Source organism: Microvirga sp. P5_D2, from assembly GCF_054049475.1.
In genome coordinates, this window is the sequence record NZ_JBFUMH010000039.1 from 23,940 (window position 1) to 39,913 (window position 15,974).

The window sequence follows — 15,974 nt, forward strand, 5'->3', positions numbered from 1 at the left end:
CGGAATGAGCAGCACCACCGCACCCTCCTCGATCGGTACGGGGCAGACCGCGCGCTTCGATCCGTCGATCGCGCACCTGACACATGTGCCGCGCCGCCATTACGGCCGCTGGATCGCCAGCGCCCTGATCCTCGCGGCGTTCGCCCTTGTGGTGAGGGCATTCGCTGAAGGGCAGATCGACTGGGCCGTGGTCGGCCAGTTCTTCACGGCCCAATCCATCATCAGCGGCCTCGGCAACACGATCATCATGACGATCTGCGCCATGGCCTTGGGCATCACGCTCGGCGTTCTATTCGCTATCATGGTGATGTCGCCCAACCCGGTCCTGAAGAGCATCGCCGTCTTCTACATCTGGTTCTTTCGCGGAACACCCCTCCTCCTTCAGCTCCTGCTCTGGTTCAACCTTGCTCTCGTTTTTCCGCGCATCGGCATCCCTGGATTGTTCGAGGTGCGCATGGTCGATGTGATGACGCCTTTCGTGGCAACCCTGCTCGGCCTCGGCATCAATCAGGGTGCCTACACGGCCGAGGTCGTCCGGTCAGGCATCTTGTCGGTGGATGCAGGCCAGACAGAGGCAGCCAAGGCCATCGGCATGACGCGCCTGACAACCCTGCGCCGCATAGTCCTTCCCCAGGCCATGCGGGTGATCATTCCGCCGGTGGGCAACGAAGTGATCAGCATGGTAAAGCTCACGTCCATCGCCAGCGTGATCGGCTTCGCCGAAGTTTTGCGCAACGCGCAAACGATCTATTATGCCAATGCGCGGGTGATCGAGCTTCTGATCGTCTCCGCGGGCTGGTATCTGATCATCGTGACGATCCTGAGCATCGGCCAGCATTTCCTTGAACGCTACTTCGCCAGGGGCTCAGGCCGGCGGTCTCGTCCTGCCGCGCCCTCGGCTGTGGAGGGCTGAGCCATGATGCCTATCGTCGTCGCAGCCGATGTGCGCAAAACCTTCGGGTCCGTTCAGGCGCTCAATGGTGTGTCGATCGAAATCCCCGCCGGGCAGGTGCTCTGCATCGTCGGCCCCTCGGGGTCGGGAAAGAGCACGCTCCTTCGCTGCATCAACCAACTCGAGCGGATCGATTCCGGAGCCATCTGGGTCGATGGCGAACTCGTCGGCTATCGGCGTGTCGGGGACAAGCTCTATGAGTTGACAGATTCAGAGATTGCCCGCCAACGGCTGACGAGCGGCATGGTCTTCCAGCGGTTTAACCTGTTCCAGCACATGACGGCCCTTGAGAACATCATCGAAGGCCCGGTGACGGTGCAGAAGCGCCGCCGCAACGAAGTCATCGACGAAGCAATGGTGCTTCTGGAACGTGTGGGGCTTTCGGCAAAGCGCGATGCCTATCCATCGGAACTCTCCGGCGGGCAGCAGCAGCGCGTCGCGATTGCACGCGCCCTCGCCATGAAGCCCAAGCTGATGCTGTTCGACGAACCGACCTCGGCGCTCGACCCGGAGCTGGTCGGCGAGGTTCTCGCCGTCATGAAAGGTCTGGCGCGTTCGGGCATGACGATGATCGTCGTGACGCACGAGCTTGGATTTGCACGCGAGGTCGCGAACGAAGTTGTCTTCATGGATCGGGGAGCCATTGTGGAACGGGGCTCACCGCAAGAGGTGCTGGTGCACCCGCAACAACAGAGAACCCGCGATTTCATCGCCGCGGTTCTTGCTTGACGAACGTTCCCTCAGGAAAGGACAGACGACAATGAAACTGACAGCAGGTCTGCTCGCGAGCGTGATCGCTCTGGGCTTTGCAGCCCCGTCCCACGCAGCGGAACTACCGGATCGCATCAAGAAGGCTGGCAAGATCGTCGTCGCGACGATGCCGAATTACGCGCCCATCACTTTCAAGGATCCGGCTACGAACAAGCTCACGGGCTTTGACATTGATCTGGGCGAGGCTCTCGCGAAGGAACTCGGCGTTGGAATCGAATGGCAGGAAATCGCCTTCGCTCAGATGATCCCGTCGCTTCAGACCGGACGTGTCGACATCGCGCTCGCCGGCATGAGCGATCTTCCGGCCCGCCGCGAGATTGTCGATTTCGTCGACTACATGAAATCCGGCGCGCAGTTCTACACCTCACCCGCTATGGCGGCGACCATCAAGGCGTCTGAGGACCTGTGCGGCAAGAAAGTCGGCGCGAGCCGCTCGACCAACTGGCCCCGCCAGATCGGCGAATGGAGCCAGGCCAACTGCGTGGCGAAGGGAAAGCCGGCCATTGAGGCCATCGGCACCGAGGGATCGGCTGATGCCCGCACGCAGCTGAAGACGCAGCGCCTCGATGCTGCCGTCCAGGGCAACGAGACCCTGCCGTACTTCCAGTCGCAGGAACCCAACAGCTATACGCTCATCGGCGAGGCCTTCACCGTTTCCCTTTCCGGCATTCCCGTCCTCAAGACCGAAATTCAGTTGCGCGACGCGATCAAGGAAGGTCTTGAGCGCCTTCAGCAGAAAGGCGTCTATGACGAGATCGTCAAGAAATATGGTCTCCAGGCCAACAAGCTGACGCCCATCGGCATCAATCAAGGCACGGACTAAATCTGGACATGGGCTCACGCATCACTGCGTGAGCCTTTTTCTCATGTTTGGTTCACGCCAGCGAACATCGCTGCGCATTCAATGATTGCTCTTCCGCTCCTGGGCCATGAGCGCCGGCAGATCATCCCAGACATACAGATAGTTCTGGGAGCGCCATACAGGACCCGGATCGGTATAGCTCCCGGCTCTTTCTCCTCCCATTCGTTCGTAGAACGCGATGGCCGGATCGTTCCCGACAACCACACCAAGTCCCACGCCGTTGTAGCCGGCCTCCATCATGTAGCGCGCAAGGTGAAGCAGCAGATTGCGGCCAATGCCTATGCGGTTGAAGGCAGCTGCCACATAGAGAAATTTGACCTCGGCTCGGCCCTGAAAGATGTCGTCGGAGGCTGGTCCGGCTGCACCGAAACCTGCCAGTTGCCTCTCCGCCTCGGCAACCATAACGATCCGCTCGCTTTCGGCGTTTGAAAGCATACTCTGCCAACGGGCCAGCCTGACCTCCTCCGTCACCGCGTCGTATGCAGTTTGCGGAGCAAGACCGCGATAGGTCTCCCGCCACGTATGAAAATGCAGCCGCGCAATCGGCAGAGCATCGGCCTTCTGTGCCAAACGGATCGTGATGGTCATTTTATACCTTGTTACTTCATGGCAGTTGTACTGCTCCAACGTCTCCTATGGGTCAATCTGAGCCGTTGAGCGTGGCCTTCTACGTCAGCTTACCCTACGACTACGGAAGTTCAGCTTTCGTCCGCCTCGTGCCATGAGCTGACTTTTGCCTATCGTAGGAGCTGGCATTGCTTGGCTCATTCTGCCATGGCGGGATGGAAAGCCGCGGCGGGTATTGCCGCTTGAACAATGATGCCGCCAGCCAAGTTTCATTGCGCCTGACAGCGGTTAACGTGGCATGCCCAGGCACCCTCAGAGAGAGATCTGACAGCATGAAGCTGTGTCGCTGCTAAACGTGCAGCAGGAATTCCGGATTGTCCGCCAACTTGCACGCGAACTTCATCGGCTTAAAATCGGAGTCGAACTTCAGGATGATTTTCTCGCTGCGGCTCGCGATATAAAAGTGCCCCGATTTCGTGAACGCCATTCCGCACGCTTTCTTCACCTTCACTCCTTCAATTGGCGAGAGCGTGAAATCACCCGGGGAACTGGGCAGTTTCGCGGTAAGCACATCGTTGCCGGCGCTCACGTACAAATTGCCCTTCCGCACGGTCATGTGGACGGGCGATTTTATGCCGTTGCTCTGGCCCATAAATTGCCCGTTCTTGTCATAGGCTTTCACTCTGCCGGCGGGCTCGTCGGCAACATAGAGTGCGTTGTTCGCCCATACCACTCCCCGAACAGAATGCTTGTTCTTACCCGAATCGAAGTATTCCAGCCCAGCCGGCGTCTTCATCGGCGTAGTCGTTGAACCCAGGTTGTCCACGCTGGAAGCGACAAAAGTGCCAGGGTAGAACGTGCCACTTGCGGGCAGCGCTGGAGCTTGCGGAGCCGGCGTCGCGCTCGTGCCGTCAGCGGAGATAATCAGGCGAGTGACGATGTTGGTATCCTGGCTTGAGACGTAGCAGTAGCCCGCGTCGTCAAACGCTATATCGAAGGGATGCTCTATCCCTTTGCAGCTTTGCTTCGAAACAAACGTGCTGACGAGTTTGTACCGAGCCCCCGCCCCTTTGTAGCAAAGCACGCTGTTTTCCTGTCTATTGCTATTTACCACGTAGAGGTACTTGCCGACCAAATAGATGCCGCGAAGTTCATCCAGCAAGATTGCTCCGCTGTCCCGCAGCACACTGGGAGTGATCCTCTTCCCGTCCTTGTCGTGGGCATGCACGTTGTTCTTGTGTGGATCTGTTTGGGGCTTGCCTCCGTGAAGCGTAACGAAAAGCATTGGGCCCTTCCTGAGGAACTCACCGTGCCAACTATCGATCTAGCGACGCTTGCCACCGCCGTAGCAGAGGTTGTCGGCGAGAATGTACACAACATTGGGCTTCGCCGGCTGGGCCAATGCTGCGGTGCCCGGCAAGGACAGGGCCGAGACGCAGGAACTGAATGCCAGTGCGACATCTATCCCGCTGCCTGACGTTGAGTATCGGGTAAAACCCTGAAATCAGGGCTGGAGAGGCCGCGCCCGCAGTCCACGGAAGGACCGCTTGGGTTCAGGCAGTGAAGTTTGGCGTCTTTTCGGAATGTCCGGATTGGTGAGGATTGCTGCCCTCGGGCTAGCGTCCCAGGTGTGCCATTTTGAGACCTTCCGAGCCTGAGTCCGTTGCGTGCTATACCCGTCAATGGCTTACGGCGAGAATTTCGGGTCAGTCCGTTTATGGCACGGGCCACGCCGAGAACGAGAAGACAGCAATCTTCATTCAACCACGTCATCGGCAACCAGCAGAGACTCAATCTCTCGGCTAATCGCCGCCCCCAACTCTCTCGCTGTCTTTAGATTGATCACAAGCTCGAACTTAATCGGCTGCTCGACGGGCAACTCTGCCGGCTTAGCTCCTTTCAGGATTTTGTCCACATACGTGGCCGTCTGTCGGGCCAAGTTGACCTGGTTTACCCCGTAGGACATCAGCCCTCCAAGATCCGCGAATTYCCTGGCTGCGCCCATGGACGGCAGTCTGCTGTTCGCCGCAAGACTGACGATGCGCTTGTATTCGCCAAACAGCATAGGGCTGGGCATGACAATGAGAGCGCTGGCGCTCTCTCGGGCCATCGCGGCAAACGCGCTGACAATGTCCTCCGGGCCAAACGCCGGCACGAGTTGAAGCTGTAATCCCAAAGTCCGGGCCGCATCCCCCATCTCATTCAGCAGGCCTGCCATCGTACGTTCGCCGTAGGCATTGGGATGCCAAAGGACCGCAACACGGGAGAGGCCAGGAACGACCTCACGGAGCAACTGGAGGCGTTTGGCCRCCACCTCCGGGCCCAGAAAGGTTGTCCCGGTCACGTTCCCGCCTGGTTGCGCAAGGCTGGCGATCAGCCCGTCGGCGACTGGATCGGCCATGCCAACCACAACGATGGGGATTGTGCCCGTTGCGTGCCGGGCCGGGAGCGCTGCTGTCGTACTGAACGCAACTAGAATATCCGGCTTACGACTGATCAATTCAGCGGCCAACCCAAGGAGCCGATCTGACCTCCCATCGGCATATTGTCGCTCGATAGCGAGGTTCTGTCCCTCGGTATAACCAAGATCATGCAGTCTTTGCAGGAAGGCGTTGAGCATGCCGAAAATTGGGTCGGAGAGTTCGGAGCGGCCAGGGGACAGGAAGGCGATGCGAGGCATCTTCGTTGCTGGCTGCGCACGTGTTGCCCGCGCCCATGCGATCGTCGCGCCACCGACCAGCGTGATGAAGTAACGTCGTTGCATTGCCTTACCTCGACTCGGCAGCGCGTCGTCTGTCGTTCACCTCAGGCCCAAGCATACAGCTAAATGCCTTTCGCCGCATGGGGTGCGGGGAAACCCCGAGTTTCGCTTAACAAACATTTTGACAAGAAGTATCCGCTCGATGCGTACACAAGCTGGACTCAGTCTGCGCCTGCTCTTGGGAAGCGATCGGCTCGGATCAAGCTGTGTTGCAGGCAACGTACGCCAAGATGAATGACCGCATTCCATCCTGAAGCAGACATGCGGCGTACGTCCTGGAAGCGCCATTTCCAGACCTTCGTATGCAGGAGCCAAAGCAACAGTTTCTGAGAGAGGCCGCAAAAGGGACTTTCTTGAAATGCATCCAGTGAGATTATGAATATCGCAACGGATTGCTTGGCTTGAACCCTCATATCTGTTCCCCATGGCCAACGACATCCCTTGTTGCGACTTCTTAGTAGGAGTACTCTCTGTTCCGGCGCGGTTCGTTTGTGGCTCTTTTGAATGAAGGGCCTGCTCCGCTTCTTACACGGAGTGTTCTCATGCTCAGCATGTCATGCTCCCCAGGGCCTCGACCTGATCCTTCGGGATCCGATCCGATGCCTTCTGAACAGCCCGGGACGAAGAAGCCATTGCACGTCCCGCCCGCACCTTCGAGCGAAGTGCCAAAATCAGTTCCAGGTCAGACGCCAATCCCGCGACCCTTTCCTCGGCCGCGCGCTTAAGGACAATGAGGACCCGAGCTCGCGGCATCAGCGAGGAGGTCCGTTCAATCAGGTAAAGGCTCCCTCTCGATGCCAGACCACGCCAGTTCTTCGGCCAATGCCTGACAAAGGGAACGGATACCCTCCCCATCGGGATAGCCGAAGAGGCCGGTATGGCAATGGCGGTCATCGTTCCAGCCAGGATAGTCCAGGATAGGGTAAAGACAGATCCCGTCGACCGGGACACCTGCCTTCCGTGCCGCGATGACCTCATGAGCGATGATGCGGAGCCACGCCGGGCGCAGGTCACCCTCGATCCCAGTCTCGGCGACAAACAGCGGGCGCCTGTAGCGCTCGTAGATGTCGCGCAGGAGGTAAGAGAAGGAACGATACTGCGGGTGATCCACCCCAATCGGCAGGTCGCCATCGATCCACTGATTGTGAAGGTAATAGTTCACACCGACAATATCGACATAGTCAGGTCGGCCGCCCAGCTCAGGACGGTGGCGCCCTGACAGGAAGTCCAGCGCCTCGAACTGCGCCAGGGTGTAATGCTGGGCCGCTCGGACGTCCTGCGGGTGATCGGAGCGCGGAACGACATGGATAGCAGGCTCCGCGTGGACAATGCGCGCGCGCGGCTCAACCTCGCGCACCGCCTCAATGGCCGCGATTGCTGCTCGCACGAGGATTGCCTTGAGCTCGTTGCCGCGCCCAGACGCAAGCGGGTTGATATATGCGAGGCTCCCACCCGCCCAGGACCAGAATGAGATCTCGTTCACTGGCACATAGATGGGCACTCCGTCGGTCTCGTCGCGGACGACTTGCGCGGCGGCGCGCGCAAAGCGTGCGAGGCGGTCGACGAAGGCAGGGGACCAGATGTCGAGGCCGTCCGGCCAGCCCCAATGGCAGATGTCCCATATGACATGGGTTCCCGTGTCGCGGGCCGCCCGAAGCTGGGGCAGAAAGCTTGACCAGTCGTAGTGACCGGGTGTGCTCTCAATCAGATGCCAGCGGAAGCCATCGCGCACGGTGCGGATTCCGTGCTCCGCCAGCATTCTGTAATCGGCCTCGGCATGTTTATCATGACCTGTGGCGGCGATCAGATCGAGCCGCCGTCCATGTTGGTGTCGATGGGTTGAGCACTCAAATCCACCGATCAGAAAGCTGGCAAACAGGTCCGAGCGGATGTTGCAGAGAGCCTGCGGCGAGAGGCCGGCCGCGTAGCTTCTGAGAGCTTGATGGAGCTGCCGCTCATTCTCGGCGGCCCGGTTCCCCCCAACGACCGCACCGGCCTCAACCGCCCTTTCATTGTCGAGGTCCTGCATTCCATGCTCCAGGGTTTGGCTCTCGGCCCCTAGCCTTCTCGCCCGTCGCGACGCGAGCGATGTCTCGGTCGCCGGTTCTCAAGCTCGACTCTCGCATCTGGAGGACCAGCGGCTCCAGACCACATTCTGGCGTAGTGGCCGTTACGCTCAAGAAGTTCGCGATGGGTACCCCGCTCGACGATCCCGCCGGCATTCATGACGAAGACCTGATCGCAGGCCACGACGCTCTCAAGCCGATGCGTTACGAGCACGATTGTGCGTCCACCCCTGAGTGACCGCAGCGTCTTCAAGAGAAGCTGCTCATGGTGCGGATCAAGGGCACTGGTCGGCTCATCCAGAATAAGAAACGGCGCACGCGTCAACAGCGCCCGGGCGATGGCAATCCGCTGGCGCTGTCCGCCCGAGAGGTTCTGCCCACCCTCGGCCAAAATGGTCTCGTAGCCCTCCGGAAGGTCTTCGATGAAGGCTGCCGCCCCGGCGAGTTCAGCAGCTCGCTCGATTTCATATTGGCTGGCGCCCGGCCGGCCATAAGCGATGTTGGCCGCGATGCCCGCGGGAAGCATGAGGCTGTCCTGGGCCACCAACGCCATGTGAGACCGAATATCGGTCAGCCGTGCTGCGCGGAGATCGACGCCATCCAGGCGCATGGCCCCTGCCGATGGATCGTAAAGCCGCAGCATCAGCGCCAGAAGCGTGCTCTTGCCGGTGCCGCTTGGTCCGACAAACGCCACCATCTCGCCAGGCCGGATCTCCGCGCAGAGATCATGCAGGATCGGATGACCGGGCCGATAGGCAAACCCGACCTGGTCCAGCACCAGCGTCCGCGAGGCGATCGGCAGGCTTGCAGCCCGGGGATCTTCGGTAATTACCTCCGGCGTATCAAGAATCCGGAACACCCGCCGGGTCGCGGCCTCGAAGATCCTCACCTTGACGACAAACTCGGTGAGCCACTTCAGCGGCTCCCACAGCTTCCGGACATAATCCATGAACACGATCAGAAGACCGACCGTCATCCCGCCTTCCACCGGAGACACGAACTGGTCGCGGTACACGAGATAGCCGCCGTACCCGAGGATGATGGCCCCTCCGACGGCGAGAATGCTGTCGCGGGCGAGAGGATAGAGTTGCTCCTGAACATTGAGGTGCAGCAGCGCCCGAACGCTGCGCCCGACTGCCCCACGAAAGCGTCGGAACTCATAAGCCTCCCGCTGATAGGTTTGGGCCAGTGGCATTCGCACCATCGCCTGCTGGATGAAGCTGGTCAGATCAGCGTCGACCTGTTTTGACGCGAGAGCCCGCTCGTGAATCCGGACGCCAAAGCGCCAATTGCTCCAGATCATGAACGGAGCCACCGTGAAGGCGGCGACGGTCAGGGAGGCATTCCGCGACAGGAGAATGGCCGTCATCACCGTCAGGGTCACGGCCGCGACTGACGTGCCAATCACTGTGTCCATGATGCCCCAGGGGCCGAAGGCATCGGTGGTCAGGCGATAGATCGCGTCTCCCTGCGGGCGGCTGCGGTGATAGGTCAGGCCGAGGTGCTGGAGCTTTCGGAACAGATCATGGCGCACGCGCGTGGTGCCCTGGTAGTTCAGCCGGTAATTGATCATCATCCGGCCGAACCAGGCGAGATAGCCAACGATGTGGAGCCCCATGCCCATCAGGACGAGACCAACCACCTGCCCCACTTTGTCGGCGGGCAGGATCGACAAGAACAGGCTATGCACCCGGTCACCTTTGGGTTGGCCCGTCAGTACGCTGTCGATCAGGACCGCCAGCGGCCATGCCTCGAGCAGACCGACACAAACCGACACACCGATCAGAGCAACGAGGGCGGCGATCCAAACCCAGTCGGCCGCAAAGTACCCCAATGCGCGGCGGTAGACGGACGTGGCCTCGGCATCGACCTGGCCGAACTGCTCAGTGTCCAGGAAGCTCCTCCTAACAGAGGATCGAGCGACACGGGGTGTTCGTGTCTCCCCCCTCTTGCTGAGCACATGCAACATTCGCTCTGATTTGAATGTAGGCCAGGTCAAGCGTCAGGGAAAGGTGACGCTCCAGCGGGTGAGCTTCCTCGGGGATGAACGGCGGCTTCATCAGGTGTTCAGGCAGAGAGGTCTACAAGCTCTGCCGTTAGGAAGCGTCATCCCAGCTCAGGTGGGACAGAAGACCGCAACCCAAAAGTAGCAGAAGCGTTCAAATCCCGTTGCCTCCGGCCGCGAATAGCGGCACAGCAGCGGCCTCTCAAAAACAACAAGCAAGACAGCGTCGGCAATCCCATCCGGGAAGCGTCGGCGCCGGGGCCAATCAATAACAATGTCGAACTCGATCGCGGTGCCGAACCACCCTTCGGCGCAGGGCCGCCGCGCGCGTTGGCGCGCGCTCCTGGCCTATGCACCCAACTGGACTGCCGTTGCCTTCTTTCAGGATGTATGGCGTCTCGCTCAGCCTTATTGGGCATCTGAGGAGAAATGGTATGCTCGAGGGATGCTGGCCCTGCTGCTCGCGATCAAGCTCGCAGCGATCTATATCTGCGTGCAGCAGAATGAATGGTACAACAGCTTCCACTCGGCCCTCCAGGCCAACGACATTCAAGCCTTCTTCAAGCAGATCGGCATCTTCGGGCTGATCGCCGGCAGCTACACAATCTCGCTCGTGTCGTCGCATTGGGCTGCGGAGAGCCTGAAGCTGCGGTGGCGCGACTGGCTGGTGCGACAGTACACGGCTGACTGGCTCTCCAGCCGGGCCTATTACCGGATCCAGCTTGAAGGCCGGTCGAGTGCCAACCCCGATCAGCAGATTGTGGAAGATCTCGGCCTGTTTGCCGGGCAGACGCTCAATCTCCTGGTCGGCTTTCTCGACATGTCCGTCAGCCTGATTGCCTTCACAAGCATTCTCTGGGGTCTGGGCGGCACCGTCACAGTCGCGGGGGTGTCAGTGGCCGGCTATATGGTGTTCGCGGTCTTTGGCTACGCGTTTCTGGCAAGCTGGATTACTCACAGGATCGGCAACCCTCTGGCGGGTCTTCACAGCGCGAACCAGCGCCTGGAAAGCGAATTCCGGTATGGTCTCGTGCGTCTGCGCGAAAACGCCGAGACGGTCGCGTTCTATGGCGGTGAGACCCAGGAGCGCCGCGTTCTCAATGAGCGTTGGCACGGCGTGGTCGAGAATTTCTGGGCGATGATGCGGCGTGAGCAGGCGATGGCATGCTTCACCCATTCCTATACCCAGTTCAGCATCATCGTCCCATTCCTGCTGGCAGCTCCGCGCTACTTTGCGGGCCAGATCACCTTCGGTCAGGTGATGCAGGTCACTGCGGCCTTTGCGACCGTCCAGGGATGCTTGAACTACTTCATCAACAGCTACCGAGAGATCGCGCACTGGAGGGCGACGACGGGCCGTCTGAAGACGTTCCGGACCGACCTCGATCAAGCACGAGCGACCGAACACGGCTCCTTTGTCCGGATGCTTGGGGCCGGGCGAATTGGGGTGCAGGATCTGCATCTCTCCCTGCCGAACGGGCGCGCGCTCGTCAGCGGCGTTGATTTGTCGGTCGAGCAGGGCAAGGCGCTGCTGATCAGAGGTCCTTCCGGCACGGGCAAGAGCACGGTGCTGCGGGCCATTGCGGGCTTGTGGCCCTATGGCCGTGGCAACGTCTCAGTCTCGTCTGGCGCCTCCTTCTTTTTGCCTCAGCGGCCCTACCTGCCGCTTGGAACCTTGCGGCAGGCGATCTTCTATCCCGCTCCTGCGCGAGCCGACGACGCGGAGATCAGTCATATCCTGCGCAGCGTCGGCCTGCAGCACCTGATCGAGCGATTGGACACGGTCGAGCCCTGGAGCCAGCGTCTATCCGGTGGGGAGCAGCAGCGGCTTGCCTTTGCGCGTGTTCTGCTGGCCAGGCCGGAGACGGTGTTCCTGGATGAAGCGACGTCCGCTCTCGATGAGGAGGCCGAACGCAACGTGTATTTGCTGCTGCGCAACGCGGAGTGGAAGCCCACCATCGTCAGCATCGGCCACCGCTCGACCCTGGTCGATTATCATGACGAGACGTTGGACCTGAAGCGGGCTGCCTGAGCGATCCGCTTGGTGATCTGCCCGTTGTTGAGCCTGAAGACCTGCTGGGAGAATGGCATCATACGGCATTTTAAGGCGGTCCTGATCGCCTCCTCTACACGGCCTTCTCCATTCAACGCGTCTACGGTGGTGGATTGGACGAGGCATGAAGGCAGCAGCTTTCTGCGGGCATGGCAGGGCTACGGTCTGAACTGAGGAAAGCGGCAGCGACAGGAGAGAAAGTCTACGGGTGGGATCCTCCTGGGTGTCAGGGTGGTGCTCGATGAGATGCCCATGGCCTTTGTGGTCCAGCACGATGGTTCGGTGCAGTCTCCTCCTGGCTTTCTGTGGGGTACGGCAACAGCCGCGTACCAAGTGGAGGGTACGCGGCGAAGGGCAGTAGCGGCCGTATGATCCGTCTCAGCGGAAAGGGCAGCTTCGGGTCAAAGAGCAACGAACAGCGAATGCAATGAAGGTCAGCTTACCGCCCGACAAGCGGACCAACGCGTTTCTTCCGAGAAGTGCCAGGAGCGGCCATTCGCAATCATCCTGACCTAAGGCCACCCTGCAAGCAGGAGGCATTGTTCGAACGCAAAAGCCCAGGCTCCGGGGCGAACGGACAGGATGCCTTCGCATCTCTGCCTCGCACACTACGGGCCTGGGCTGATGGGGTACTAGACGAGCGCTCGCACCGTCAGGCAAGCGCAGAAACAGGCCGGGCCGGAGTACATCCGTCCTGACACGGCCTCGTCGAAGCAGGCGGTGACGCCCGCTGCTTCGAAGTCCACATACGATGTTCGCTGGAGTAAACCTGATATGGGATCGGAAGCCTGCTTTTACAAGGGCTTACACATTGGTCGGAGCGGAACGGCCCGCAGCCTGCTCGCGTTGGCAGAGCAGGATTCTCTGACGACCGGATTTTTGATCAGCGACAGCGCTCTCCCATGCCCACTGATCCTGACACTAGCCCCCTCGACCAGATCATAACCCTCGCGCGGGAGATCGTCGACGACTGCCCCTCCTGCGCCGGCAAGGCCTCACAAATCGCCATGTGGGCCCGCGAGATCCGGGAGCGGCGCCCAAGCCGGCAGGAGCTGGAGGCGCTAGTGGATGCGACCTGCAAAGGCTCCGTGCCGGGCGACCAGCGCAAGCTCCTGATCGAGGGCCTGCGCGCCCTGATCCGCTTCGCCGAGTGAGAGAGCATGCAGGCCTTTACTGACCCAGAACACTTGACCTCCCCAGTCCCCGTCCATCCGCGGACGGAGCGGTCGCCTCAATCCGGATCGGCACCGCCGCCTGGAGCATCCCGAAAGAGCATGCAGCCCCTTTCCCCGTAGCTGGCTCCCACTTGGAGCGCTACGGCGCCGTCCTCAACGCTGTGGAAATCAACACATCCTTCTACCGTCCGCATCGAGCCGCGACCTACGAACGCTGGGCGGCGTCGGTGCCGGAGGATTTCCGCTTCGCCGTGAAGATCCCGAAGGCCATCACCCATGAGCGCCGTCTGGAGGACGCAGGCGACCTGCTGGACCGGTTCCTGTCGGAGGTGGGCGGCCTTGGACCCAAGCTGGATCCACTGTTAGTTCAAATGCCGCCGAGCCTGAGATTCCAGCAAGGCATCGCAGACCGTTTCCTGGCTGATCTGAGGAGCCGGGTCGAAGGTGGCATCGTGTGTGAGCCTCGCCATGCAACCTGGTTCACGCCCGAGGTCGAGACCCTGCTCGCTGAGCTTCGGATTGCCCGCGTGGCTGCCGACCCGGCGCCGGTTCCCGGAGCTAACGATCCCGGCGGGTGGCGTGGGCTGTCGTACTACCGCCTGCACGGATCGCCCCGGATCTACTACTCGGCCTACAGCGCAGAATTTCTGGCCGCCATCGCGGAGGTGCTCGTCAGGGATGCCGCAGCGGGCATCGAAACCTGGTGCATCTTCGACAACACGGCGGCGTTCGCCGCCACCGCCGACGCCTTCACGACCAGGAGCCTGCTGCAGGCCCGCTGCCGAGGTTCCCGGGTGTAATCGGGCCTCTCAGACCGTTCCGCCATGCGCGATTGGGGATGGCCTACGTCATCAATGCAATGGACCGCTCAGGGACCAATGGAGTGTTGGGCTCCTCCTCCCGCACGGCCCACGCCCCTGTTGTCGGGGGCCCGCACGAGCCTGAACATCAATAGTGGCCTAGCAGCGGGGCCACCATCATACTTGGATTGAAGGGACGCTGCGCAAACGACGGTCCCGGCCAGCCTTTGAGTTGGTCTCCGCTTGGCGGCATGACTTTGCCCAGGGCCTCGAAGGCTCATCCGCGTTGGCGTGGCCGCGCGCTGCGAAATCCCCGGATTCAGAACCCTGCTGAGTTTTCACCTATTGGATCAGGTCCGATAGGGCATCCGCCACGGCCAAGGTCCCCTGCTCACGGATCCGCACGATTCGGGATGCCCGCTCTTTCTGCTCGGGGCGGTAAAGGTATGGATCGAATTCAAGCGGTAAGGCCGGGTCACCGAGGTACTTCGGCCTGTCCTCGCGCTCAAAGCAGTGAGCCCTCAGCTCCCGGCCGAGGTGGTCCTGAACGGAGCGGGGGAGCGGTGGCACATTGCTGTGCGTTCGCACATGGTGGACTCGCACGGTCATTTGGGATCCGGTTGTGTTGTTGATCATCTCTCGGCGCTTGGCACTGCTACGTCCAATGCGTCGCCGGTTGCATTGGTTTCCGCCAAGCCTGGAGAAAATTGACGCGGGTGTTTCCTGCCGCATTCCCAGAACGGTTTCGGCCACGGTCGTCTGGCGGAGTGGATCGCATCAGGGAAGCCTGCATGATGACCATGCCGGCGATTGTGGCGGCCGAGTTCGGCAAGCACCTGCCGATGGCTTCCAGCGATGGTTTGGACCGATGTTGGCGAGGTGAACCGCCGTTCCACGGGCTGGTTTCACCGTGGCGGCAAAAACCACGCGCAAGCCGTGCGGCATCTCTACTTCCAAGGACATTCTGAGTTGTTCCGGCTAGGGAGGTTCCGGTTCAACCCGGATGTCGAAGTGTAGCACCTCCTCGCGCGTCCCGAGCTTCCCGTACAGCGCGACGGCCGGATCATCGCCGTAGTCGCCTGCACGTAGACCACCCAAGCACCGCGCCGGGCGGCGATCCTGCGCAAGTGCTCGATCAGGGCGGTTGCAATGCCCTGGCGTCGATGTTCCGTACCGACAGCCAAGTCGTAGATGTACAGCTCGCGCCGCATCCTCTCGAACTTGTCGAGTTCATAGGCGACGGGTCCTCCCACGACCTCCGCGCCCGCCAGCGCCACGACGGCGACGACGTGTTCCCTCGCGAGCAGGCCCTCCAGGTAGGCGTCGCTCGGCGACTCGGCTCCGTAGGCCACCGGATCCGCGAATGCCTCGCCGAACAGTACGTTCAGCTCGCGGAGAAGACCGACGTCGGCCGGCAGGAGGTGACGGAGCGTGATCGGTGCGGAAGCCATTCGTCATTTATAGCGCGGCCGTGCGGTTGGGACACCGCCTTGAAGCCGACACCCGCTCCGCTCAAGGTAGGTGCCGCCTCAGTCCCGGTCCTTGGGCTTTCCCCCAACGCGTGAGCGGATTGCGCTGCCTGCCTCGCCGGGAATGGGTCGCCTGGAAGGGTCCCGCGGAACGGAGCCCATCCCGTCGAGCGCCTTCCTGAAGGTCTTGGCCTTCAGCGCATCGGTGGGAAGAGGTTCGGGTTTCTGGGCCATGGTCATTCCTCTGACCGAGGCTGTGTCAAAACGCAGATAGCGACCGAGTGAGATCACCTCTGTGGTCCTCTGATCGGCTGGAGCACGAGAGCCAGCGGCCGTTTGGCTCCTCGACAAGGCTGGACGTCAGTCTCCCTGATGTCCGAGCCATCGTGATCAGCTTGGGGTCTAAAGTGATGCCCCCTCAGGACTGGATGGCTGCCAGCAGCGGTCCAGGACCAAGGATCGCCAGAACCCGCTTCAGGTTGTAGGCGAGCAC

13 protein-coding genes and 1 pseudogene are annotated in these 15,974 nt (G+C 61.0%); 7 read left to right on the top strand and 7 right to left on the bottom strand.

Annotated features, from left to right (window positions below; all coding sequences use genetic code 11):
* Positions 1-4: 4 nt before the first annotated feature.
* Genes ACXJKO_RS12900 through ACXJKO_RS12910 form a run of 3 tightly spaced genes read left to right on the top strand, consistent with a single transcriptional unit; the run spans position 5 to position 2,546 of the window.
* Positions 5-913 (top strand): amino acid ABC transporter permease, encoded by a 909-nt coding sequence (locus tag ACXJKO_RS12900; RefSeq protein WP_457091493.1) that lies wholly within the window; start codon positions 5-7, stop codon positions 911-913.
* Between the two features lie 3 nt (positions 914-916).
* On the top strand, positions 917-1,681 hold the full coding sequence (locus ACXJKO_RS12905) for an amino acid ABC transporter ATP-binding protein (RefSeq protein WP_457091494.1): 765 nt from the start codon (positions 917-919) through the stop codon (positions 1,679-1,681).
* A 31-nt stretch (positions 1,682-1,712) separates the two neighbouring features.
* On the top strand, positions 1,713-2,546 hold the full coding sequence (locus tag ACXJKO_RS12910; protein ID WP_457091495.1) for an ABC transporter substrate-binding protein: 834 nt from the start codon (positions 1,713-1,715) through the stop codon (positions 2,544-2,546).
* A gap of 78 nt (positions 2,547-2,624) precedes the next feature.
* Here the strand turns inward: ACXJKO_RS12910 and ACXJKO_RS12915 are convergent, their stop codons facing one another.
* Together ACXJKO_RS12915 and ACXJKO_RS12920 are read right to left on the bottom strand one after the other, a co-directional pair.
* Positions 2,625-3,212, bottom strand: coding sequence for an N-acetyltransferase family protein (locus tag ACXJKO_RS12915; protein ID WP_457091496.1), 588 nt, complete (start codon positions 3,210-3,212; stop codon positions 2,625-2,627).
* 289 nt (positions 3,213-3,501) lie between these two features.
* The gene (locus ACXJKO_RS12920; RefSeq protein ID WP_457091497.1) at positions 3,502-4,437 is read right to left on the bottom strand and encodes a hypothetical protein; all 936 of its coding nucleotides are present in this window, start codon (positions 4,435-4,437) and stop codon (positions 3,502-3,504) included.
* A gap of 82 nt (positions 4,438-4,519) precedes the next feature.
* Between ACXJKO_RS12920 and ACXJKO_RS12925 the strand changes: the two genes are divergently transcribed.
* Entirely contained in the window at positions 4,520-4,654 is a 135-nt protein-coding gene (locus ACXJKO_RS12925; RefSeq protein WP_457091498.1) for a hypothetical protein, read from the top strand.
* 254 nt (positions 4,655-4,908) lie between these two features.
* Here the strand turns inward: ACXJKO_RS12925 and ACXJKO_RS12930 are convergent, their stop codons facing one another.
* The 3 genes from ACXJKO_RS12930 to ACXJKO_RS12940 form a co-directional block, all read right to left on the bottom strand.
* Positions 4,909-5,916, bottom strand: a complete 1,008-nt coding sequence (locus ACXJKO_RS12930) for an ABC transporter substrate-binding protein (protein WP_457091499.1) — start codon at positions 5,914-5,916, stop codon at positions 4,909-4,911.
* Positions 5,917-6,682: 766 nt separating this feature from the next.
* Positions 6,683-7,942, bottom strand: coding sequence for a beta-glucosidase (locus tag ACXJKO_RS12935; protein WP_457091500.1), 1,260 nt, complete (start codon positions 7,940-7,942; stop codon positions 6,683-6,685).
* 29 nt (positions 7,943-7,971) lie between these two features.
* Complete coding sequence (locus ACXJKO_RS12940; protein ID WP_457091501.1) at positions 7,972-9,939, bottom strand: ABC transporter ATP-binding protein; 1,968 nt, start codon at positions 9,937-9,939, stop codon at positions 7,972-7,974.
* A gap of 319 nt (positions 9,940-10,258) precedes the next feature.
* On the opposite strand from ACXJKO_RS12940, the gene ACXJKO_RS12945 reads away from it, so the two are divergent.
* The 3 genes from ACXJKO_RS12945 (at position 10,259) to ACXJKO_RS12955 (ending at position 14,012) form a co-directional block, all read left to right on the top strand.
* The gene (locus ACXJKO_RS12945; protein ID WP_457091502.1) at positions 10,259-12,016 is read left to right on the top strand and encodes an ABC transporter ATP-binding protein/permease; all 1,758 of its coding nucleotides are present in this window, start codon (positions 10,259-10,261) and stop codon (positions 12,014-12,016) included.
* Positions 12,017-12,939: 923 nt separating this feature from the next.
* The gene (locus ACXJKO_RS12950; RefSeq protein WP_457091503.1) at positions 12,940-13,191 is read left to right on the top strand and encodes a hypothetical protein; all 252 of its coding nucleotides are present in this window, start codon (positions 12,940-12,942) and stop codon (positions 13,189-13,191) included.
* An 80-nt stretch (positions 13,192-13,271) separates the two neighbouring features.
* Positions 13,272-14,012, top strand: coding sequence for a DUF72 domain-containing protein (locus ACXJKO_RS12955; RefSeq protein WP_457091505.1), 741 nt, complete (start codon positions 13,272-13,274; stop codon positions 14,010-14,012).
* A 978-nt stretch (positions 14,013-14,990) separates the two neighbouring features.
* Here ACXJKO_RS12955 and ACXJKO_RS12960 read toward each other — a convergent pair.
* Positions 14,991-15,463, bottom strand: a pseudogene (locus ACXJKO_RS12960) (AAC(3)-I family aminoglycoside N-acetyltransferase).
* Between the two features lie 78 nt (positions 15,464-15,541).
* Entirely contained in the window at positions 15,542-15,715 is a 174-nt protein-coding gene (locus ACXJKO_RS12965; RefSeq protein WP_457091504.1) for a hypothetical protein, read from the bottom strand.
* Between the last annotated feature and the right edge of the window lie 259 nt (positions 15,716-15,974).